33 protein-coding genes are annotated in these 21,427 nt (G+C 47.1%); 28 read left to right on the top strand and 5 right to left on the bottom strand.

Going from position 1 to position 21,427, the window contains the following annotated elements; genetic code table 11:
* Positions 1-54 precede the first annotated feature (54 nt).
* The 8 genes from P403_RS0112685 to P403_RS0112720 all read left to right on the top strand — a co-directional run bounded on the left by P403_RS0112685 (position 55) and on the right by P403_RS0112720 (position 7,807).
* Positions 55-603, top strand: a complete 549-nt coding sequence (locus P403_RS0112685) for a 5-formyltetrahydrofolate cyclo-ligase (RefSeq protein ID WP_029332985.1) — start codon at positions 55-57, stop codon at positions 601-603.
* Positions 594-1,376, top strand: coding sequence for a DUF92 domain-containing protein (locus P403_RS0112690; RefSeq protein ID WP_029332986.1), 783 nt, complete (start codon positions 594-596; stop codon positions 1,374-1,376). Before P403_RS0112685 ends, P403_RS0112690 begins: the two co-directional genes overlap by 10 nt.
* A 163-nt stretch (positions 1,377-1,539) precedes the next feature.
* Positions 1,540-2,493: an L-lactate dehydrogenase gene (locus P403_RS0112695; RefSeq protein ID WP_029332987.1), complete on the top strand. Its 954-nt coding sequence runs from the start codon at positions 1,540-1,542 to the stop codon at positions 2,491-2,493.
* A gap of 199 nt (positions 2,494-2,692) precedes the next feature.
* Positions 2,693-3,202: a GNAT family N-acetyltransferase gene (locus P403_RS0112700; protein ID WP_029332988.1), complete on the top strand. Its 510-nt coding sequence runs from the start codon at positions 2,693-2,695 to the stop codon at positions 3,200-3,202.
* A 204-nt stretch (positions 3,203-3,406) separates the two neighbouring features.
* Complete coding sequence (locus tag P403_RS0112705) at positions 3,407-4,444, top strand: M42 family metallopeptidase (RefSeq protein ID WP_029332989.1); 1,038 nt, start codon at positions 3,407-3,409, stop codon at positions 4,442-4,444.
* Positions 4,428-4,625: a YqgQ family protein gene (locus P403_RS0112710; RefSeq protein ID WP_029332990.1), complete on the top strand. Its 198-nt coding sequence runs from the start codon at positions 4,428-4,430 to the stop codon at positions 4,623-4,625. The genes P403_RS0112705 and P403_RS0112710 overlap by 17 nt, the downstream gene beginning before the upstream one ends.
* An 83-nt stretch (positions 4,626-4,708) precedes the next feature.
* A complete protein-coding gene (locus P403_RS0112715; protein ID WP_029332991.1) occupies positions 4,709-5,665 on the top strand; it encodes an ROK family glucokinase in 957 nt (318 codons plus the stop codon).
* A gap of 216 nt (positions 5,666-5,881) precedes the next feature.
* Complete coding sequence (locus tag P403_RS0112720; protein ID WP_034801229.1) at positions 5,882-7,807, top strand: LTA synthase family protein; 1,926 nt, start codon at positions 5,882-5,884, stop codon at positions 7,805-7,807.
* Positions 7,808-7,962: 155 nt separating this feature from the next.
* Here the strand turns inward: P403_RS0112720 and P403_RS0112725 are convergent, their stop codons facing one another.
* Positions 7,963-8,142, bottom strand: coding sequence for a DUF2759 domain-containing protein (locus P403_RS0112725; protein ID WP_029332993.1), 180 nt, complete (start codon positions 8,140-8,142; stop codon positions 7,963-7,965).
* 167 nt (positions 8,143-8,309) lie between these two features.
* Here P403_RS0112725 and P403_RS0112730 point away from each other — a divergent pair, with 167 nt between their 5' ends.
* Positions 8,310-8,927: an MBL fold metallo-hydrolase gene (locus P403_RS0112730; protein WP_029332994.1), complete on the top strand. Its 618-nt coding sequence runs from the start codon at positions 8,310-8,312 to the stop codon at positions 8,925-8,927.
* A gap of 52 nt (positions 8,928-8,979) precedes the next feature.
* On the opposite strand, the gene P403_RS0112735 is transcribed toward P403_RS0112730, so the two are convergent.
* Positions 8,980-9,243 carry a DUF2626 family protein gene (locus P403_RS0112735; protein WP_012369782.1) on the bottom strand — a complete coding sequence of 88 codons (264 nt, stop codon included), beginning with the start codon at positions 9,241-9,243 and terminating at the stop codon, positions 8,980-8,982.
* Between the two features lie 225 nt (positions 9,244-9,468).
* Here P403_RS0112735 and P403_RS0112740 point away from each other — a divergent pair, with 225 nt between their 5' ends.
* Genes P403_RS0112740 through P403_RS16095 form a run of 4 tightly spaced genes read left to right on the top strand, consistent with a single transcriptional unit; the run spans position 9,469 to position 11,980 of the window.
* Positions 9,469-9,855, top strand: coding sequence for a Spx/MgsR family RNA polymerase-binding regulatory protein (locus P403_RS0112740; protein ID WP_029332995.1), 387 nt, complete (start codon positions 9,469-9,471; stop codon positions 9,853-9,855).
* A 57-nt stretch (positions 9,856-9,912) separates the two neighbouring features.
* Positions 9,913-10,758 (top strand): ATPase, T2SS/T4P/T4SS family, encoded by an 846-nt coding sequence (locus P403_RS0112745; protein ID WP_235195213.1) that lies wholly within the window; start codon positions 9,913-9,915, stop codon positions 10,756-10,758.
* Between the two features lie 17 nt (positions 10,759-10,775).
* Positions 10,776-11,714 carry a type II secretion system F family protein gene (locus P403_RS0112750; protein WP_029332997.1) on the top strand — a complete coding sequence of 313 codons (939 nt, stop codon included), beginning with the start codon at positions 10,776-10,778 and terminating at the stop codon, positions 11,712-11,714.
* Positions 11,715-11,734: 20 nt separating this feature from the next.
* Entirely contained in the window at positions 11,735-11,980 is a 246-nt protein-coding gene (locus P403_RS16095; protein WP_235195214.1) for a prepilin-type N-terminal cleavage/methylation domain-containing protein, read from the top strand.
* A 58-nt stretch (positions 11,981-12,038) separates the two neighbouring features.
* On the opposite strand, the gene P403_RS0112760 is transcribed toward P403_RS16095, so the two are convergent.
* Positions 12,039-13,157, bottom strand: a complete 1,119-nt coding sequence (locus P403_RS0112760) for a tyrosine-type recombinase/integrase (protein ID WP_029332999.1) — start codon at positions 13,155-13,157, stop codon at positions 12,039-12,041.
* A 78-nt stretch (positions 13,158-13,235) separates the two neighbouring features.
* Positions 13,236-13,856: a DUF4352 domain-containing protein gene (locus P403_RS0112765; protein ID WP_029333000.1), complete on the bottom strand. Its 621-nt coding sequence runs from the start codon at positions 13,854-13,856 to the stop codon at positions 13,236-13,238.
* A 243-nt stretch (positions 13,857-14,099) separates the two neighbouring features.
* Here P403_RS0112765 and P403_RS0112770 point away from each other — a divergent pair, with 243 nt between their 5' ends.
* Positions 14,100-14,285: a hypothetical protein gene (locus P403_RS0112770; RefSeq protein WP_029333001.1), complete on the top strand. Its 186-nt coding sequence runs from the start codon at positions 14,100-14,102 to the stop codon at positions 14,283-14,285.
* A gap of 24 nt (positions 14,286-14,309) precedes the next feature.
* Here P403_RS0112770 and P403_RS0112775 read toward each other — a convergent pair whose 3' ends face one another.
* The gene (locus P403_RS0112775; RefSeq protein ID WP_235195215.1) at positions 14,310-14,699 is read right to left on the bottom strand and encodes a helix-turn-helix domain-containing protein; all 390 of its coding nucleotides are present in this window, start codon (positions 14,697-14,699) and stop codon (positions 14,310-14,312) included.
* A 221-nt stretch (positions 14,700-14,920) separates the two neighbouring features.
* On the opposite strand from P403_RS0112775, the gene P403_RS0112780 reads away from it, so the two are divergent.
* The 14 genes from P403_RS0112780 to P403_RS0112855 all read left to right on the top strand — a co-directional run bounded on the left by P403_RS0112780 (position 14,921) and on the right by P403_RS0112855 (position 21,426).
* Positions 14,921-15,139: a helix-turn-helix transcriptional regulator gene (locus P403_RS0112780; RefSeq protein ID WP_029333003.1), complete on the top strand. Its 219-nt coding sequence runs from the start codon at positions 14,921-14,923 to the stop codon at positions 15,137-15,139.
* A gap of 40 nt (positions 15,140-15,179) precedes the next feature.
* Entirely contained in the window at positions 15,180-15,437 is a 258-nt protein-coding gene (locus P403_RS0112785) for a helix-turn-helix domain-containing protein (RefSeq protein ID WP_029333004.1), read from the top strand.
* A 12-nt stretch (positions 15,438-15,449) separates the two neighbouring features.
* The gene (locus P403_RS16450; protein WP_084157670.1) at positions 15,450-15,608 is read left to right on the top strand and encodes a toxin-antitoxin system HicB family antitoxin; all 159 of its coding nucleotides are present in this window, start codon (positions 15,450-15,452) and stop codon (positions 15,606-15,608) included.
* Entirely contained in the window at positions 15,608-16,363 is a 756-nt protein-coding gene (locus P403_RS0112795) for a phage antirepressor (protein WP_029333005.1), read from the top strand. The genes P403_RS16450 and P403_RS0112795 overlap by 1 nt, the downstream gene beginning before the upstream one ends.
* Before the next feature lie 258 nt (positions 16,364-16,621).
* Positions 16,622-16,918 (top strand): hypothetical protein, encoded by a 297-nt coding sequence (locus P403_RS0112805; protein ID WP_029333006.1) that lies wholly within the window; start codon positions 16,622-16,624, stop codon positions 16,916-16,918.
* A complete protein-coding gene (locus P403_RS0112810) occupies positions 16,915-17,097 on the top strand; it encodes a hypothetical protein (RefSeq protein WP_029333007.1) in 183 nt (60 codons plus the stop codon). The genes P403_RS0112805 and P403_RS0112810 overlap by 4 nt, the downstream gene beginning before the upstream one ends.
* Positions 17,098-17,110: 13 nt before the next feature.
* Positions 17,111-17,536, top strand: a complete 426-nt coding sequence (locus P403_RS0112815; protein ID WP_029333008.1) for a hypothetical protein — start codon at positions 17,111-17,113, stop codon at positions 17,534-17,536.
* Entirely contained in the window at positions 17,533-18,033 is a 501-nt protein-coding gene (locus P403_RS16300; protein WP_051667394.1) for a siphovirus Gp157 family protein, read from the top strand. The genes P403_RS0112815 and P403_RS16300 overlap by 4 nt, the downstream gene beginning before the upstream one ends.
* Before the next feature lie 12 nt (positions 18,034-18,045).
* Positions 18,046-18,246 carry a hypothetical protein gene (locus P403_RS0112825; protein ID WP_029333010.1) on the top strand — a complete coding sequence of 67 codons (201 nt, stop codon included), beginning with the start codon at positions 18,046-18,048 and terminating at the stop codon, positions 18,244-18,246.
* On the top strand, positions 18,243-18,899 hold the full coding sequence (locus P403_RS16105; protein ID WP_051667395.1) for an ERF family protein: 657 nt from the start codon (positions 18,243-18,245) through the stop codon (positions 18,897-18,899). The genes P403_RS0112825 and P403_RS16105 overlap by 4 nt, the downstream gene beginning before the upstream one ends.
* Complete coding sequence (locus P403_RS16610; protein ID WP_160167780.1) at positions 18,896-19,066, top strand: hypothetical protein; 171 nt, start codon at positions 18,896-18,898, stop codon at positions 19,064-19,066. The genes P403_RS16105 and P403_RS16610 overlap by 4 nt, the downstream gene beginning before the upstream one ends.
* Before the next feature lie 232 nt (positions 19,067-19,298).
* The gene (locus tag P403_RS0112845; protein WP_029333013.1) at positions 19,299-19,748 is read left to right on the top strand and encodes a single-stranded DNA-binding protein; all 450 of its coding nucleotides are present in this window, start codon (positions 19,299-19,301) and stop codon (positions 19,746-19,748) included.
* Between the two features lie 14 nt (positions 19,749-19,762).
* Positions 19,763-20,599, top strand: a complete 837-nt coding sequence (locus P403_RS16305) for a conserved phage C-terminal domain-containing protein (protein ID WP_051667397.1) — start codon at positions 19,763-19,765, stop codon at positions 20,597-20,599.
* A 104-nt stretch (positions 20,600-20,703) separates the two neighbouring features.
* Positions 20,704-21,426, top strand: coding sequence for an ATP-binding protein (locus P403_RS0112855; protein ID WP_160167781.1), 723 nt, complete (start codon positions 20,704-20,706; stop codon positions 21,424-21,426).
* The last annotated feature ends 1 nt before the right edge of the window (position 21,427 follow it).

Here is a 21,427-nt window from a genome sequence, read left to right on the forward strand (position 1 = left end):
GATGGAAGCCGTCACCTTGTGTGATGGCTTTTTTTGTGAATGGGGGAATACGACATGAATAAAAAAGCGGTACGCCGGGGAATCGGGGTGCAACTGAACCAGTTGGAAAACCGGCAGGAGCGGGAACGACGAATCGCAGAGCGGTTATTTCTATTGCCAGAATGGATGAATGCGACGTCAATTGCGGTGACCCTCTCGTTTCGAAACGAATGTTCAACGGATCGAATCATTCAACAAGCATGGGCGGATGGAAAACGTGTCGTCATTCCGAAGGTGATCAATCAAGAAATGAGATTTTTTGAACACTCGTCAAGCAGTCGACTGATCGAGAATTCGATGGGGATTTTTGAACCGGATGCAACTGCTTTTGAAATTCCGTTGCCATCGATTGATCTTTGTATCGTACCGGGGCGCGCCTATATGCGCAATGGCTATCGCTTAGGATGGGGCGGTGGATTTTACGATCGTGCGTTGATTGATTTTTCAGGTCCGACACTTTCGATTGCATTTGCCGTTCAAGTCGTGGAACGATTCGAAGTAGAATCGTTTGATCGCCCAGTGGATACAATTGTCACTGAAGATGAGGTCATTCAATGTCACTAACTGTTCTTTTATTCATCTGCTTAGCCCTCGGATATGCTGGCTATCAATTCGGATTATTAACGAAAAGCGGTGCATTGTTGACGATACTTGTCGGCAGCACGGTCGTCTATGCGCTCGATTACGAAGGACTAGTCCTGTTACTGTTATTCTTCGGTAGCTCTAGCCTATTGTCAAAACTCGGTAAGGTACGCAAGCGGTCCGTCGATCAAATCGTCGAAAAGGATGGTGCACGAGATGGCTGGCAAGTGCTCGCTAACGGCGGAACAGCAATGCTTGCTTCGGTAGGTGTTGTACTGACAAATGAATTTGAATTTTTATTAGTGTTCTTGATCGTCATTGCTGCTTCGAATGCAGATACATGGGCATCTGAGATTGGTCCGCTTTCTAAAAAAGAACCGATTTCAATTCGGACGTTTAAACCGGTCTTACGAGGAACGAGCGGGGGGGTGTCCTTACTCGGGACACTCGCGACAATCATCGGTGCATTATTTATCGCGACGGCGGGGGACATTCTATTCGATTTGTCCATAAAGCAATGGTTGATCGTCGCGGCCGGAGGTGTCCTTGGCAGTATTCTCGATACGGTGTTAGGCGCTACCGTCCAACGAAAGTATCGTTGTCAGATTTGTGGCAAAGAAACCGAGAAAAAAATCCATCATGGTACTACGACACAATATGTCCGAGGATGGAAGTGGCTCGGAAATGACGCCGTTAATTATTTGTCCAGTACGCTAGCGGGGCTGATTGGTTTCATGTTGTATCGATTGTGGTAATGGAAGGTGAAGTAACGTACTTCCTTATGTTAGGATATTGTTGACACAAATTAGACAAAATGTGACCGTTTACACAGCCTTTAATACTTTGTGAAAGATGTTACAATCTAATTGTGAGATAGTTAACAAACTTTTAATTTGTTTGGAAGGGTGGACATATCGGATGGAATTACATGCTAAAGTTACACGTGTTGCGTTAATTGGTGCGGGGGCCGTAGGATCAAGTTTTGCGTATCAAATGACGACAGCTGGACTTTGTGAAGAACTTGTCATTATTGATGTGAATAAAGCAAAAGCTGAAGGGGAAGCGATGGATTTAAATCACGGGACGCCATTCAGTTCTTCGCCGATGCGGATATGGGCAGGGGATTACGGGGATTGTAAAGATGCCGAAGTCATCGTGATCACGGCCGGTGCACCACAAAAACCGGGTGAAACACGACTTGACCTCGTTGCGAAAAATGCTTTAATCATGAAAGAAATGATGCGTCAAATCATGGAATCAGGGTTTGACGGCATCATCGTCGTCGCTTCAAATCCCGTTGACATCATGGCACATTTAGCATGGAAATATTCTGGTTTACCAAAGTCACGCGTCTTCGGATCAGGAACGGTACTCGATACGGCACGCTTGCGCCAAATGTTAGGAGAATACTTTAATATCGATTCACGAAACGCCCACGCCTATATTTTAGGTGAGCATGGCGACACGGAATTCGCTGCCTGGAGCAACTCAAGAATCTATGGAAAAACGATTGATGAACTGCTTGCCGAAGACGATCGTTATTCTCAAAAAGATTTAGATCAAATCTATATTAATGTACGCGATGCAGCCTATCATATCATTGAACGAAAAGGTGCAACATACTATGCGATTGGACTTGGTCTCGTTCGGATCGTCCGTGCGATTCTCGGGAACGAGAACTGTTTGTTGACTGTAGGAGCGCACGTTGACGGACAGTACGGGATTTCTGGTATTCATATTGGTGTACCTGCCGTGATCAACCGACAAGGTGTGCGCGAAGTCATCGAGGTGTCGCTGACGGATGAGGAATTAAAAAAATTTCATCATTCGGCGGAAGTTTTACGTCAAACGATGGAACCTGTCTTACGTTAAATCGGAAGCGTCAATCGTACGCACTGAACTCGGACAAACGGAGTTTCAGTGGGTACGATTTTTTGATTAGAAAAAAGGACACGATAAAAAATCTGAAAACTAGGTTTTATTTTACTAGAAAAAGGTTATGTTAGGGATAGAAGAGTTTTTCATGTCTTAAGAAACATTAGAAAACTCACAAAGGGGAGAAACGATAGTCATGTATACATTTCGAACGTTAACAAAGGAAGATGCAGAACAGTATTGGCGCTTACGCCTCGAAGGTCTAAAAAATCATCCGGATGCATTTGGTCATTCTTTTGACGATGAGCAACAAACGCCGCTCGAAGAAGTTCAAGAGGGGCTCGAAGGAGATCCGGAGTCGGATGAAGTTTGGATCGGGATATTCGATGAAGATACATTGTTTGGATTTGGTCAGGTCAAACCGTACGAGCTGTCACGGGAATCACATAAGGCGATGATTTCTGGTGTCTATATCTCACCGGATTATCGTGGGGGAACGGGTCGCGCCCTAATGGAGGCCTTGATTGAAGAGGCGAAACAAATTCCGGATGTCGAACAAGTCATTCTAGCCGTCTTGTCAGGAAATGAAGCTGCTCAAAAACTCTATGAATCACTTGGTTTCGAAGTATATGCAGAGGATCCTGATTCGGTCAAACTAGAGGATGGGACGTATCGAGATGACATTTGGATGAAAAAATACGTCTAAATGAAAGAGATGAAAAGTCATTTAAAGGATGAAAGTCATAGCGCACCTGATGCTATGGCTTTTTTCCATAGCAGGCGGTCGCTTTTTTTGAGTGTGCATTCTTTTTCGACTGGCGAGAGATATTTGGTATCATTAAGAAGGAAACGATTCCATTAAAATAAGCCGTCCTTTCTTAAAAAGGACGTCAAACGAGGAGCGAACAAGATGAAAGCTGTGATTGAGACGATTCGTGAATTAGTAGAAATCCCAAGTCCGACTGGATTTACCGCGCATGCTCTTACATATGTAGAAAATCGATTTAAAGCAGAAGGAATTACGTATAAAAAGTTAGAAAAGGGAGCATTGCTTGCTACGTTGCCTGGACAGTCTTCACGGATTCGTTTGTTGACAGCACACGTCGATACGCTCGGGGCGATGGTCAAAGAAATTTTGCCGACAGGTCGACTGACGTTATCTCAACTTGGCGGTTATGCGTGGACGGCGATCGAGGGTGAAAACTGTCTCGTGCATAAAATGGACGGACAGACGATCTCGGGAACGATTTTGTTCCATCACTCAAGCGTCCATACGTCACGCGTGACGAACACGGAAGAGCGAAATGCGACGAACATCGAAGTGAGACTCGATATCCGGGCAACGACGGCAGAAGAGACACGGGTAGCAGGGATTGAAGTCGGTGACATCGTGACGTTTGATCCGCGGTTTGTTCATACCGAAACAGGTTTCGTCAAATCACGTCATCTGGACGATAAAGCATCCGTCGCCCTGTTACTCGAACTGATCAAGGAGTGGAAAAACGAGACATTACCGCATACGACGCAAATTCTGATTTCGAATTATGAAGAAGTCGGATTTGGAGGGAATGCTGGTTTTTCTGAAGACGTCGCAGAATACATCGCTGTCGATATGGGCGCATTAGGAGAAGGACAACACTCGGATGAATATACGGTATCAATCTGTGCGAAAGATAGCTCAGGACCGTATGACCTTGCGTTACGACATCAGTTCACACGTCTCGCTCAAAGCCATTCGATTCCGTATAAAGTCGATATCTATCCCTATTACAGTTCTGATGCTTCAGCAGCCGTCAGTGCGGGTCACGACGTCCGTCATGGACTGCTTGGTCCAGGAATCGAATCGAGTCACTCGTATGAACGGACGCATGAAGCGTCACTTCAAGCGACGTATGATTTACTGAATGTGTTCGTGAAGGAGAAAATGAATGATGAAAACACTTTATGATGTGCAACAGTTATTGAAAACGTACGGGACGATTGTCTACTTAGGCGATCGCGAGTCGGATATTGCAATGATGATGCTCGAACTCGATGAACTCGAGCAAGCCGGTGTGTTAGAAAAAAAGCAATATGATTCAGCGAAAGTGATTTTGGCACATGAATTCAAAAAATCACGACATTCGTAAGAAAAAGTCTTGTGCAACCCTTTGCACAAGATTGCCGTTCAGCTAAACTAATAGAGATGAAATCATTTACGAATAAGGGAGCTATGCAGATGAAATGGTTACTCGGGATTGATATTGGTGGAACGACAGTCAAGATGGCAATTCTTGATTTACAAGGCATCATCGTTGAGAAATGGGAGATCGAGACGGTCATCCTGAATGATGGGGAACAGATTCCAGGCGACATCGCGACATCTTTTTTTGAGAAATGTAAAGAGAGTAATAAACGTCCGGAAGACTTCGTTGGTGCCGGAATCGGTGCACCGGGCTTCATCGACTTTAATACCGGTGTCGTCGAACGTGCCGTCAACATCGGTTGGAATAACTTTGAGTTGATTGGTGAATTCGAACGATTGACCGGTTTACCGGCTGTTATTGAAAATGATGCGAATGCAGCGGCAATCGGTGAGATGTGGAAAGGTGCCGGTAGTGGAGCGACGGAGTTACTTGCCGTGACACTCGGGACAGGTGTTGGTGGTGGATTGATTACGAACGGTCAAATCGTTCATGGGACAGTCGGGATGGCAGGAGAAATCGGGCATATCACGATGCTTGCTGAAGGCGGCGTCTTGTGCGGTTGTGGACGAAGAGGGTGTCTTGAAACAATCGCCTCTGCAACTGGTGTCGCACGTCTCGGGCTCGAAAAACGAAAAGGGCAGCAAACGGTCCTGAACGATATTCAAGCCGTGACGGCGAAGGATGTCTTCGATGCCTATACGAAGGGTGACCGGATTGCGACGGAAGTCGTCGAGGAAGTGACGTTCCATCTCGGATTAGCAATCTCCAACCTCGCGAACAGCATCAATCCGGAAATGATCGTTATCGGTGGTGGCGTTTCCAAGGCAGGAGATGCTTTGATGGTACCGCTCAAAAAACAATTTGAACGCTTCGCGTTACCGCGTGTGTTTGAGTCGACGACCTTTAAAATTGCTGAACTTGAGAATGACGCCGGTGTCATCGGTTGTGCATGGCTTGCAAAACAAATGTTCTTGAAAAAATGATTTCATTAAATTTCAGAAAAAGGTTCGCTTCTGCGAATCTTTTTTTTGTTTACAAACGTAAGGAAAGTATGTGATTGTTAAGTATCTGCTTTGTTCAGGTTGCATTTTTGTAAAAGTAAGCGTAAAATTTTCACGTGATACGGGTATAAATAGAATATGGATTGACGTGTAAAAGTTCCAGGTCAAGAACACACGTATATTAGGAGGCAGGTTTTTATGCAGCAAGACTCTGGCATTTGGTCGCGTATGCGACTAAAGGTAGGCCAAGGTGTGAAAAGCACCTACACAGAACATAAACTTTTTTGGATTGCGACATTATTGATTTGGCTAAAAACGTATGTGGCATACACGCTGTTTTTCGATGTTCCGATTACGAATTCAGCACAGGCATTCATCTTACTGATTAATCCAATCAGTTCGGCGCTCTTCATGTTTGGATTTAGTTTCTTCTTCCGTGGTAACGTTCAAAAATGGTTCATCTACGGAATACTCGTCCTTGCGACGCTCGTTCTTTATGCGGACATCATTTTCTTCCGCTTCTTCAATGACTACTTGACGTTACCGGTCTTGTTCCAAACATCAAATGCGGAAACGGTCTCAGCATCGCTTACATCATTGTTGACATGGGCAGACTTATTGATTGTCGGCGATCTATTGATTCTTCCGTTCTTCTTACGAAAAATGGACATGTCTAAAAATGTCGCGTCACGAGGACGCGCGATTTTAGCTTTCGTCGCAGCAACTGCTGTTTTCCTTGGAAACTTGGCACTTGCGGAAACAGAACGTCCGGAACTATTGACACGGGCATTTGACCGCGAGTTACTCGTCAAAAATATTGGAACGTTTAACTTCCATATGTATGACGCGTTGATTCAATCAAAAACATCAGCACAAAAAGCTCTTGCGGACAGTTCTGAATTGTCGGAAGTTCAAAACTTCGTCGCGTCGAAGTATGCTGAGCCGAACCCGGTCATGTTCGGTAAGTACGAAGGTAAAAACGTCATCGTGATGTCATTCGAATCGGCCCAATCATTTGCGGTTGGTCTGAAAGCGCCGAATGGTCAAGAAATCACACCGAACTTAAACAAATTAATTAAAGAGTCACATTCATGGGATAACTTCTACCATAATACGGGACAAGGGAAGACATCGGATGCTGAATTCATCTTAGAGAATTCAATCTATCCACTTGGTCGTGGTTCTGCGTTCTTTACGAATGGGGAAAATGAATTCCGGGCAACACCAGAGATGTTAAAAGAAGACGGCTATTATTCTGCCGTGTTCCATGCGAACAATAAATCATTCTGGAATCGTGACATCGTCTACAATAGTTTTGGTGTCGATCGTTTCTTCTCGGAGACCGATTATGATCTCGGTAACCCGGATGATTTAACGGAGTGGGGTTTACTCGACGACAAGTTCTTTGAACAGTCGTTACCAATGTTGAAAGATCTTCCACGTCCGTTTTATTCGAAGTTCATCACATTGACGAACCACTATCCGTTCGAAATGCCGAAACCGGAAGATGAACTTGTCCCACCGCTTGAGACGAGTTCGACGACATTGAATCATTATGTCCAAGCCCTCGCATACCAAGACATGGCACTCGGTAAGTTCATCGATGGTCTGAAAGAGGATGGTACATGGGACGATACAATCTTCATGTTGTATGGTGACCATTACGGAATCTCGACGAACCATAACGCGGCGATGGCGGAGCTCCTCGAAAAAGATGAGTTGACGGCATATGACGTCGCTCAGTTGCAACGTGTTCCGTTCGTCATTCACTTACCAGGACAAACTAAAGGTGTGAAGCACGAAGAAGTGGCAAGTCAAATCGACATGAAACCAACATTGCTCCACCTATTAGGAAAAGACTTTAAGGATGAAGTCTTGTTCGGAACAGATTTGTTCTCAAAAGAACATAAAGATTACGCCTTGTTCCGTGATGGGTCTATCATCACCGATAAAACCGTTTATACACAAGAAACGTGTTATGACCGGAAAACAGGTGAAGAAGTGACGGATGAAGAAAATGGAGCCATCTGTAAAGAGGCAGTCAAGCAGTCAGAAAAAGAACTCGGTCTGTCGGACAAAGTCATTTACGGTGACTTGCTACGTTTCTTACAAAAGTCTAAATAAGTCGTGACAAACACTAAAAAAGCCGAAATCCCTATACGTCTTAAGGGATTTCGGCTTTCTTTTGTTCGTACGATTCGTTTCGCAAGACTTATGACGACAAAAAAAGGTGAGCCTTCTCGACGAGAAAGCTCACCTTTTTAATGTTTATCCAACGATTACGATGGGATTCCACCGAAAATCAGCGTCGCAATACCGAACCAGCCGAATAGTACAACAGTCAGTCCAGCAAATACGAGTGGAAACATTTGGCGTTTCTTAAGTGAACGGACGACGGCCCAAACACCGACGAGTGCTACGATGAAGAAAAGCCAACCGATTGGTTGATCCAAATGCATGACGTACTCCCCCTTAAAAATCACGTTATGAAGTTCACGAAGATTTCACTTAAATCTCACTTTTTAGTTTAGCTGACTATCCGCCTAAAGTCGAGAGGGGGAAGAGGGAACTTTCGACAATTTCGTGTATAGTAGAAAAGAATGATGTTTAAAAGGAGTCTGATCATATGGAAATCGTAAGTATTACTTCAGGTATCGCCTCGGAAAACGGATACCTTCTTTTTCGAGATGGGAAATGTCTCGTCATTGATCCGGGAACGGAAGATATGCGTTTCTTTGACGAAATCGAACAGCGGAACGCGCAAGTCGAAGCAATCCTCTTAACACACGCTCATTTTGATCACATCGGTGGCGTTGACATGTTGAGACGATTCACATCGGCTCCAGTCTATCTTCATCAAAATGAAGCAAAGTGGCTGGCGAATCCCGATTTAAATGGATCGTCGAAGTTTGGTGTGCCGCCGGTCAAAGTCAAACCGGCTGAGCATCTGTTAGAGCCTGGACCACTCTCGATCGGTAGTTTTAACATGCATGTTCTTGAAACGCCTGGGCATTCGCCTGGTAGCGTTACGTTCTACTTCAAAAATGAGCGGGTTGCCTTTGCCGGCGATTTGTTGTTTAAGCAGAGTGTTGGGCGGACGGACTTACATGGTGGCGATCAAGACACGTTGATGCGCTCGATTGATCGAATCATCGCCGAGTTGCCGCACGACACGACGTTTTACCCTGGACATGGTCCGACGACAACATTGCGTCAAGAAGTTAAGAACAATCCGTTCTTTTGATTATGTGTAAAAAAACGCCTGCTCTTCGACTGAAGAGCAGGCGTTTTTTATTTTACATCTGGAAGTTGGACCAATACGTGAAGACGATAAAGAATACTGTTAAGTAAGCTGCAAAGATGTAGACATACGTTTTTTCAGTTAGGCGAAGATAGCCTAATGCTGCAAAGAAGACAGTTTGTGCCAAGAAGACAAAGCCCATAACTAAAAATGAATCCGTATGCTCACTTGAGCTCGCGTCGCCGCCAAGTGCGCCGATAAATGCCATGACTGCAATGATCCCAGTCCAAAATCCGAGTACGCGGTACATTCTCCCCATTCATATAACCCCCTAAATCCGACAGATAGTCAATATACGTACTTATTTTACCAAGCAAACAATCATCCGTCCATCATGTTCTAGTGTTTGTTGAGGAATAACTGTGAACAAAAGATGAAGTTTAATAAAAAGTTGTACAATAGTTGTACAAAAGGTGTACAAAGCAAAAAAACCATGCTATAGTTTCTGTAATGAGAAGCGCATATTTTGAGAGGAGGAGCAACAATGGCAAATGAGTTGATATTTTTCACGTATCCGAGCTGTACATCTTGTCGTAAAACGAAATCATGGTTAAAAGAGGAACATGTTGATGTAGAAGAACGCCATCTGTTCAGAAATGCTCCGACAGTGGACGAATTGATGGAATTGTTGAAATTATCGACAGACGGCATCGAAAGTTTACTTGCAACACGCAGCCAAGCTTTCAAAGATCTTGGGATTGATGTAGAGGATATGAAATTAAGCGAACTACTCCGATTGATGAGCGATAATCCGAAACTGTTACGTCGTCCAATTATTACTGATGGCAAACAACTCGTAATCGGGTATGATAAACCAGGTCTTGAAACACTAGCGAAGCGAAAAGCACGCTTAATCGCCCAAGTATCTTAAAGAAGCCGAGTTGTTCGGGCTTCTTTTTTTTTGTACTTTTTTAAGTAAGGAGGTGTCATGTTGAGAGAACTTGTCAGTCAATTGATTCAGCGATTTACACAAGGTGGTGTCACCGATGTGCATTTTGTTCCAGATGAACAGATGGCGCGTGTCATTTGTAGGACGGCCGACGGATTAAAGGAACAAGAAGCAATCCCTTTTAATCAATACAGTTCAATCGTTAGTCATATTCGGTATGAATCCAACTTGAAAGAACAAAATGAACGGATTCCGCAAAGTGGTGTCTATCCGGTTGACCAAAGTGGGATGCGGGTCTCGATTTTACCAAGTCGTCACGGGGACGCGATGTCATGGCGCTTCTATCGGGCGGTTGTCTCGAGTGAGATTGCGTCGACGCTTCTCAACCCGATTGAAGATTTAGAATGGCTCCAACAACAAAGTCACGGTTGTATCATCATTTCTGGTACGACGGGGGCAGGTAAGACGACGATGCTCTATTCCTTGATGGCATCGATGCAAGGCAAGCGGATCATCTCTGTCGAGGATCCCGTCGAATGTACGGTGCCTGGTATCTTACAGCTTGAGTTAAATGAAAAAGCCGGTTTTGACGCGACACGTTGTTTTGAGGAAATTCTTCGGGCAGACCCGGACTGGATTGCTTTTGGGGAAGTTCGAACTGCTGAAGCGGCACGGCTCTCAATCAATGCTGCTCTTAGTGGGCACGTCGTCGTATTTACTTTACATGCCGGAACAGTCAATGAAGTGTTGTTACGCTTAAAATCACTAGGGATTTCAGGGGAGGAGTTAGCGGTCTGTAAAAAGATCATTCATCTTTACCGGGAGGAGGGGCATGTCCACTGTACAGTAGAAAACTTAACACGAACAGCAAATGTCGCTTTTTAAACCGATTTCATCGACTATTGTCAAAAGGCATTTCGACGAAGGAAACGTTAGAAATCTTAAAACGATTCGAAGAGCCGATCCTTCTGCCGGTCATCGAAGAGATGCAACGACGGTTAGAGAGCGGGAATCCGTTATCTGTTGCATTAGAACCACTCGCCTTGTCCCCTTCGCTTCAACGTCTGCTTCAGGTGGGTGATCAAACGGAACGTCCCTTGATGATTTTAAAACAGGTCATTCGCTTGCTGGAGTTAGAAAATCAAATGAAAAAGAAATTTTGGAAAATGGCGCGGTATCCACTCGTCCTCGCCTCAAGCTTGATGTTACTGTTCATGTTTTATGCCCTCTACGTGTTTCCTTCCTTACTCGAGATGTCGAGTCCAGAAAGTCTTCCGCGCTTCTTAGTCTTGATTTTACACCCTTCAGCTAAGTACGTCCTTGCAGCGACTCCGATTCTGTTACTTTCGATCCTCCTTCTCACTTTTCGTCTGATTCCGGTCAAACGGCTATTACAGTTTAAAATCATCCAAAAACTTCTTCAGTTGTATTACAGTTACTTGTTTACGATTGAGATTGGTTCTTTTATTGACGCAGGTTTCTCGTTGGAAGAGGCTTTCCGCTCGCTTGAACAGGGGCAGACAGGAAAGAAACAACAGATGTACGCAATGCTTCACCAACATCAACAAGCGGGCACCTCGTTATCTGAAGCCATCTTACAAGAACAAATCATTGATGTTGAAACCGTTGGGCTCGTTCATCTTGCTCGAGAAAGTGGTGACCTAGGTCCATTATTGCTAGCACAAGCGAGTCTGTTGCATGAATCGATTGAAGAAGAGTTGGAGAAAAAACTGCTGTTGATTGAACCGGTCTTGTATGGAGGCTTGACGATCATGACAGGCAGCTTATTTTTTATTTTGTACTACCCGATCCAACTGGCGATTCAACAACTTCCATTTTGAAGAAAGAAGGAGTTTTGATTATGAGACGATTCTTGAAAAACGAACGTGGATTCACTTTACTTGAAATGGCTGCTGTCTTATTAATTATTTCGCTACTGCTGCTCGTATTAATTCCGACGATGACGAGTGGAAAAGATCAAGCGAAAGGTGTTAGTTGTGAAGCGAACATCCGTGTCATTCGTTCCGAGGTCAACCTCTATTATGCGAAAGAAAAGAATTCTGATTTCCTGCCCGTCCGAAACTCCTTACATACCAACGTTTTCTAGACGTTTCGCGCTCGTTTCAATCTGCACCTGCACTCTATCTGCACATTCCATTGAAAAATCAGGCGTTTTTGTCCGAATAAAGGTCGTCGAGGATGATGCGTGCCCGGTCCTTCATCTCGTCGGTCACATGGATATAATGTTTGACTGTCGTCGCAAGACTCGAGTGTCCGAGCATCGCTTGGATGCCAGGAAGGGGCAAGCCTTGTTGGATGAGCAACGTCGCATACGTGTGCCGTAACGTGTGCAGGGTGATGACGGGGAGTCCAGCTTGCTCCGAAAGGTCTTGGAACGGTCGCATCGCGAAGTGGTCATAGATGTACTGCCCGTCCTCGCGCGTGAAGACGAGGTCTTGCAGGTTATCGGCGCCCGTCTCGTGCAGCCACGTCCGTTGTTCAAACCGCCACCGCTCTAAAATCTTGCGCAGGTGATTGCTCATCGGAATGATACGGGAATGCCCGGACTTGAGCGTCGTCCATGTCTTGCGTCCTGCCTTCATGGATTGCCGGGCTTGGCGTTCGACACGGATCAATCCGTTTTTAAAATCGATATGCTCCCATCCGAGCGATCGGGCCTCGTTGCTCCGCAGTCCGGTATGCGCTACAATGATATACAACTTCGCGATCGGGTGGTCCTTGTAGGCGGCCTCGAACTGCTGGATGTGTTCGACGGTCCATAAGGTCTTTTCCCGTTCCGTGTGCTCGCGTCTGATTTGGATGCGGGCCTCTTTGTCGAGGATGTAGCCATTTTCGTAGGCGTAGGTGAGCAGGGCATTGATATGACGGGACAGGGCATTGCGGCTACTCGTCTTCAGTCCACGTTCCCGCGCGATGCGGTCTGCCCATGCCGTCAGTTCTCGCCGTGTTAACGTAGCAAAAACCCGTTTGCCGAATACGGCACTGAATCGTTCGAACGCATAGTGGCGGTTGTCAATCGTCCGTTCCTTCAAGATGCCCTCCTGGACGTGCAGGTACTCGTCTGCGACCTCGCGCACCGTCTTGCCAGTCTTCTTGCCGAGCAATCCGTCCTCGTTTTTACGGATCATGTCCGTCGCCCAACGCTTGAGTTCCCGTTGCGTGTCCCGCGTCGCAGACGGTTGATGCCGGTTGCCGTCCCTGTCAGTCAGGGACAGGCGGGTCCAATACTTCCCGTTGTCCAGTCGTTTAATACTGTAGTGCATGATGTTCCTCCTTTGTCGTACATACGTTCTAGTCTCGTCCGAAAGAAAAAGGCACCTGAGTGCCCTTAGTGTACTACGTTATTTCGTCGGAATCTCGACTGTATAGCGTTCTGCTAGATTTTCGAAGTTCGCATCTGACGGTCCATCGACGATGTACTTGATGCTCGTGATCTCTTTCGGGTCCGACTGGGCGACGAAGAAGATGTTTCCTTCTTTCTTCACCTTACCGATGAACTCGCCACCGACTTCATCCGATAAGAAGATTTCCGCGTCGACTTGCTCACCTGTATTCGTCGTGATCGTCGCCTGGTTCGGATGGAAGTTGATAGTGTCGTCACTCGTGTTTTCCGCTGTCACGTCGACGACGACGAGCGTGACCTCGTCCTTGTCACCGAATGCCTCTTTGTATGCGTTCGCGACCTTGAGGCGTGACGTTTGAATCTTGTTGACCGAGAAGTTGATAGGACCGAGCGTCGTCTTCTCACCGACCGCTTTATTCGTAAAGTATGTCGTCTTTTCGCCTGCCTCCGTCTTCTCGACGTTCGACTCTTCCTTGACGGCTTCCGTTTTCTCCGGCGCTGCCGCTTCTGTCTTATCTTCTGCTTTGGCTTCCGTATTCGGCTCCGTCGCGCTCTCTTCGCCGCAACCAGCGAGTAAAAGTGCTGCCGATAGGGATGCCCCCACGATCATGCGTTTCATAATGTTGCCTCCTTTTCGTATCTATACATATATTACCAAAGTAAAAACGAAAAAGTTTCATCTTTTTTAACAAATATGGAAAAGTATTCGACAATGTCCGGCCTTTCGTGTCGAACGAAATTAACCAAAGCTATGTAAAAATTGTGATAGGTCTATTGTATTATTTTCCAAAATTAATTATTATGAGAAAAGTATCATAAAAACAAGCGTTCGTATTTCAGAACGATGAAGGGGACTGTGTCAATGGGGCTTGTAGCTGTTCAAAAGAATAATCAAAACGAAGAGAGTGTCCTGGATAAAGTATTGGCTCGTGATCAACCCGTCGCAATTTGTTTTACCGACAGCAAAGGAAATGTCATCGCCTTTCAGCTAGATGCTGAGGCACTCGATAACAATGAACTCCCAGCGCGAAAAACACTATTCATCTAAATGGACATAGAAAAAAGGACGCCGTTAATCGGTGTCCTTGTTTTTTAATTCATTTTCATGCGCTTGGATCACAAGCTTCGTATAATCGATGATGCGATCAAAGTCTTTTTTACTCAATGCTGCCACTTCTTCCTTCGACAATCCTAATATGCGTAAAATCTTATTGTCGACCATCTGTTCCATTTTGTATTCATCTAATGTCACGCGTCTATCCTTCGTTCTTCCATACATATAATCCAATGTAGTCTCAAACAAGTCGGCCAACTCTAACACTTTTTCGTGTTTCGGCATGGAAGCATTTCTCTCCCACGAGTTATACGTCGTCGGTTTAACCTGCAATCTTTTCGCAACAGCGACTTGAGTCATACCTGTTTCCGTTCGCAACATGCGAATCCGATCTCCCATTGTCTCCATTAACTCGATCTCACTCCTATACGTTGTCTCCATATTAAGTCCCTCTCCCTCTATAAATACTATCCTAAAGGCGTGGACGATTCCATGCACCTTTATTCTACATAAAAATTGGATATTTTACGAATCGAAAAAGAAAATACGAAAATATTGAATAAATTCGTTGACATACGAAAATAATGGATATATAGTTAGGGTACAGAAACGAACAAGGAGGTGACAGCATGACGATAGCAGGGCGTGATCGCATGAAGAAACGCCGTGAGGAAATGGGAATCACCCAAGTCCATATCGCGCGAAAACTTGGCTATAAGACATCAGCAACAATCAGCTTGATGGAATCCGGCGTTCAAAACATCTACGTCGGACAAGCACTAACAATCGCAAAAATTCTTCATACGACAGTGGAGGAACTTTTTTTTGAAGAAGAGGTACGAAATTAATGGATAAATTCATTTTAATCGTATAGAAAGGAGTAACACAATGCAACAAGTTGTCATGTTGTCCTTTACCCCGGAACAGCTCACGACACTCATCGACGAGCGAATTGCCGAAGCACTGGCAACGCAATCACCGAAAGTCTGGATGAGCGGGAAGGAAGCACAAACGTACACGGGTTTTTCCCAGTTCGTACTCTACAACGCCCGAAAGGACGGCGAACTCAAAGCGTCCAGTTACAACCGCAGTGTCCGCTATCACCGCGACGATCTCGATGCGTGGTTGATCAGCAAACAAAAATAAGGAGGCACACACATGGAAAAAACGAATACGAAGCGACTTAACCTTCGCATGCCAGTAAGTATTCACGAATGGGTTGTGAAAGAAGCTGCTGAACACGGTGTATCGGCAACAGCGTTTATCAGCATGAAGTTGTCAGAAGTGCGTAAGCGAGAAAACAAGGAGGCAAAATGATGAATCAACTCACGAAGGTATTTGAAGGTAACGAAGTCCGTGTCGTCGGCACGCCGGAGCAACCACTGTTCGTTTTAGCAGATGTATGTAAGGCATTGAAGTTATCGAATCCAAGTGAAGTGGCGAAGCGAGTGCGTGAAAAGTATCGGTCTAAGAATAACTTAGGTCGTCAAGGAAACGCAGTAACCGTCAATGAAGCCGGATTGTATCAAGTCATCATGAGAGCGGATCAGAGTCCAGTCGCTGAACGTTTCCAAGATTGGGTTTATGAAGAAGTTCTCCCTTCAATCCGTAAAGACGGCGGCTACATGATCGCCCGTCACGACGAGTCACCGGAAGAAATCATGGCACGTGGCTTACTGATCGCCCAAACGACAATCGAACGACTCCAGCACGAGAAGGAAGTCGCTGCTACACAACTCGAAGCCCAACGCCCGAAAGTCCTATTCGCGGATGCAGTGTCAACGAGTCAGACGAGCATCTTAGTCGGACAACTCGCAAAACTCATCAGTCAGAACGGTGTCAGCATCGGTCAGAGTCGCTTGTTCGCTTGGATGCGGGAAAACGGCTACCTCGGTAAGAAGAACGCACACTACAACGAACCGACGCAATACTCGGTCGATCGTGGATGGTTCGAGGTTACGGAGCGCACGGTACAGAATCCCGATGGCACGGTACGGATCACACGGACGACGAAAGTCACCGGCAAAGGTCAAATCTACTTCATGAGCAAGTTGCTCGACGAGGTGAGCTGATGCCCATCTCCTTCTGGATTTTCACAACGTTCGGTGAAATGTTTCTGTTCCTGGTCTTCGCGGCGACGGTCTACTCCGAAAAAAGGTACGACGAACCGTGGTTCTAATCGGCAGCATCATCGCAGTCCTCGTCTTCATCGGCAACTGGCAAGAGGTCAAAAGGATTTACGGCAAATAAAAAACACCCATACCGGAGTAAGGGTGCTCTCATAACTCAACACTATGAGTATACCACGCTCCGCACGAGGAGGAAACGATATGGTCACGACACACACCATCAACCGCCAATTACCCGCCATCGTCCAGACGACGCCTGAAATCATGGCACTGGTCAGCAAGGGTCCGGTACGCATCGATGCGATCCACTCGGCGCTCACAGCGTCTTATCAACATCTCGCCAACGCGGCCTACCAACTCGACGCGAATCACCCGGTGCACGCTTTCCTCAAGCAGGTGCACAACGAACTGTACACGATCGAAACAGCACTCGACGAGCAGAACAACCTGTTCCTCGGCGCAGAGGAATCGATTGATAAAAAGGTGGTGGCGTTATGACACTCCAAACCCTCGCAGAACGGGCAACGGAAGTCGCAGAGGCGCAACCGAAGCTCGTCACCCTGATTGAAACACTCACCGCGGAACACGCCGCCCTCAGCTTGACGGATGAGCAACACGCGGCCTTGCAAGGACTCACAAATGAAGCGATGGAGATTCTCCGGGATCTCGGACGCTAAGGAGGAAACGACGATGGAAATGGATTCAAAAGTATTCGAAGCAATCAGCGGACGAGAGGCAATCTCGAAATTGATGGATGGAAAGCATGTATTCAACTCAACTGGTCACACTTACTACATGAAAGGTGACGTATTGTTCTTCTACTTCGGTAGCGAAAGCAACGGTTCAGAATCAACCGCTTTTTTCAATGACATCACACAGCAAACCTGGTACGTCCAAAAGCCGTTCGACGTTCGCGCTGAGATGTTGGCACGACCGAACGAATGGGTCGGGGCATTCTTGTCTCGAGGCATTTGGTGCAAAGTTCGATTCAATTCCGAGGAAATGCTTGCTGAGGAAATGACGATGGGCGGAGACACGGTCACGATGCGAGCGAGAATGGATGAACTTGACCGTTGCATTCCAATCGAAGATGTACCGAAAGGAGCTTCCTTATGACAACCCTATACCACCTATCCGCTCAGAAGCAGGCATTGCTCGACGCGCTCACTGGCTACGACCTTGAGGACATGGAAGGCGCGGACGTCATTGCTGACACCCTCGACGCACTCGACGAGGCGCTCGAAGTCAAGACGGAAAGCGTGCTCCACTTCCGGCAGAAGTTCCTGAACGACGCGGCTGCACTCAAGGCAGAGGAACAACGCCTCGCGGCACGACGCAAAGTGTACGAGACGAAAGCAGAACGGCTGAAAACGTACGTCGACGAGTCCTTGCAGGTCGCAGGGATCAAAAAGCTCGAAACGCCACTGTACACGGTGTCCTACCGCAAGAGTGACAGCGTCGAGATCACGGACACCGAAGCCCTCCCGATCGGACTCCTGCGCACGAAGACGGTGCAAGAGCCGGACAAGACGGCCATCGGCAAGCTACTCAAAGCAGGGGAAGCCATCGACGGCGCCCGACTGGTGACGAAGACGAACCTACAAATCAAATAAGGAGGAACGGACATGAGTGAACGAAAAGCGGATGCATGGGGCGTTTGTTACGGTGATCCGAACGCAGAGACGGAAGAAGAACTGGAACTGATTGAAGCATGGAAAACCTACGACGGCGCATACTCATCGGCATTGAACTGGAGCCATAACAACGAAGGCGACCCGAATTATATCGTGATGCCACTTTATCGAAAAGAGGAGGAACGGACATGAGTGAACAGAAGCCAATGAACCTGCAGCAGAAGCTCATCGAAGTACGCAAAGCCGTGCCTTATCTGCAAAAGGCAGCAAGCGGACCACAGTATCAATATGTCGGAAGTAGCCAAACACTCTCATCCGTCATGGAGAAAATGAACGACCTCGGCATCCTGCTCAAACAGGAAATCATCTCGCAACGTGTCACGCAGTTCCACACAGCAAAAGGAGCGCTCCAGTTCATGACCGATGCAGATATGCGGTTCACCTGGATCAATGCAGACGACCCAACGGATCGCGAGGAAGCGTTATGGCAAGGACAAGGCGTTGACAACGGGGAGAAGGGCATCGGAAAGCTCGCTACCTACGCGGAAAAATACTTCATCTTGAAGTCCTTCAACATCGCAACGGACAAAGATGACCCGGATTCATTCCAACAGAAGGTGGAAGCGAACAAACCACAACCGAAGAAAGCGACGACAGACATGCTTAACACGCTCGCTAAACTTGGTAAAACGCTCGCTGGTCACAAAGGGATTGAGCCTAAAGCGGTGTACGACAGCTATCACATGACGAGCGACATGCTTGAATCAGACGCGAAACAAGTGCTTGAACAATTGAAAGACGCGATTAAAAAAGCAGCTGAGGCGAACAAGGAGGAATCGGCATGAAGATGATGGACGAATACGAACAGCTTGAAGAGTGTTCCCGCTGCCAACAGATGATTCCCTTCGGCGGTGACCGCGACGTGTTCGGACAGCTCGTCTGCAACGTCTGCTTGGAAGAAGAACGCGAGAACGCTTTACAACACCAAGACTACGAAAAGAGCGTCCGCTAAGGGCGCTCGGGAGGTGGACGGAATGATTTTCTTGCCATATGACGTCGTTCGCTTAAATGAAAAGAAGGGTCTTTACGAAGTGGTTAGCATCGAAAAACACCCTCAACTTAATCTCTGGGTTACAAATGATGATTGCGACTCAGAGATTAAGGTTTCATCTGAACAAGCCATTCTTGTTGTACGGAACTATCACAGAAAAGACATTGAACAATAAAAACTAGGAGGCAACATCATGATTAACCGAGTTGTATTAGTAGGACGCCTTACACGAGATCCGGAAATGAAATACACCCAGTCAGGCATCGCCGTCACACGCTTCACTCTCGCTTGCGACCGTCCCTTCACTGGGCAGGATGGCAAACGCGAAGCAGACTTCATCGATTGCACGGTATGGCGCAAACAGGCAGAGAGCGTCGCCCAGTACCTCAAGAAAGGTTCACTCGCAGGAGTCGAGGGTCGCTTACAGATCAGCAGCTACGACGACAAGGACGGACAGAAACGCTACCGAGCAGAAGTGGTCGTAGACAGCGTCCGGTTCCTCGAATCGAAGAAGGACAGTGAACCATCGGCACCACGTCAGGAAGCACCAGTGAAGCAGGATAAGCCGGCAAGTGGTTTCGGTGCTGATCCGTTCTCAGGTGGTAGTTCGATTGACCTCTCTGATGATGATTTACCGTTCTAAAGGAGTGAAGCGAAATGGAAGACCTACAATCATTACTCGCCATCGAACGGTTCGCAGAAGACGCGTTCCGTGTGAAAAAGACCTACGTGGACATGACCGGGGATTTACTCTCCGGCATCCTCCTCGGTCAAATCGTGTACTGGCATCTCCCATCGAAAGACGGACGTTCCAAACTCCGTGTCCAGAAGGAAGGCAAGTTATGGCTCGCCAAAGGACGGGCGGACTGGTACGACGAGATTCGCATCACACCGAAGCAATTCGACCGGGCCATCAAGATACTGGTCGACAAGGATTTCATCGAGACGAAGCTGTTCAAGTTCGACGGATCACCGACGGTCCACATCCATCTTCACCCGGAACACGTCATTGATTCCGTTTTTCCCCAAAGGTCAAAATCCATTTTACCCAAAGGTGAAAATCCATTTTACCCAAAGGTCGAAATCCATTTTGACGAAAGGTTAAAAACCTTAACAGAGACTACAACAAAGACTACATCAGAGACTACGACAGATAAACCCATTGTCGAGCAAGCCTCGACGACACACCTCGACATCATTGACTATCTCAACTCGAAGACAGGCAAAAAATATAAGGCATCGACGAGATCGACCCGAACCCTCATCAACGCACGATTGAACGACAAGTTCACCCTCGACGACTTCAAGCAGGTCATCGACAACAAGATCCGGGATTGGTCGAACGATCCGAAGATGAGCAAGTTCATCCGCCCAGAGACCCTGTTCGGCACGAAGTTTGAAAGCTACCTGAACGAGACACACGTCGAGCGGAAGTTCTCGACACCGGACCACAGCGAATACGACCCCACATTCGGGAAAGACCTTCCCTTCTAGGAGGCGAGACCATGAAAACAATTACAGGAATCACGATATACAACCTCACGCAAGAGATCCTCGCCCAGCGCACCTGTCAAGGATGCGGGCAGGACATCGAGGTCGTGCGGCAACAATATGCCTTCGGACCGAAAGCCGGCGAATACTTCGAAGCCGTCAAGGGATGCAAATGCGAGGACCTGGCCATCGCCCGGCAAGCCGTCGAGAACGAGGAACGCATGATCCGGCGCAAGCTTGAGGACACGTTTTCTTCCGGCTCGACGATCAACGACAAACTGCTGCACGCGACGTTCGAGGGATATGACGCGACGTCACCGGAACTCACGGAAGCAAAAGCACGATTCCAACAATTCGCAAGCGACTTAAAAGGCACCCTGCTCGTCTCCGGAAGCTACGGGACAGGCAAGAGTCATCTGAGTATGGCGACGGTCAACGCGGTCAAAGAGAAGGGCGAGAGTGCGGTCTTCATCTCGCTTCCTCGCCTCTTGACGAAAATCAAAGGGACGTTCGGTAACGAAGGGTCGCAGGACGACATCATCACAAGTTTAGCCGACGTCACGCTTCTGGTCCTCGACGACATCGGGGCGGAGCAAGTCAAATACACGGACAGCAGCAAGACGACGATCGACACGGACACGTTCAGCAACGACGTCCTGTTCCAAGTCCTCGACGCCCGGATGGGGAAACCGACCATCTACACGACGAACCTGACCGGCAAGGACCTGCGGGCGCGGATCGGACAACGGAACTGGTCCCGGATGCTCGACGATGCCGACATCGTGAAGATGTACGGGGACGACTACCGACTGGCGAAATTCAACTTTTAAG

This window comes from Exiguobacterium oxidotolerans JCM 12280 (assembly GCF_000702625.1).
Taxonomy (GTDB): domain Bacteria; phylum Bacillota; class Bacilli; order Exiguobacteriales; family Exiguobacteriaceae; genus Exiguobacterium_A; species Exiguobacterium_A oxidotolerans.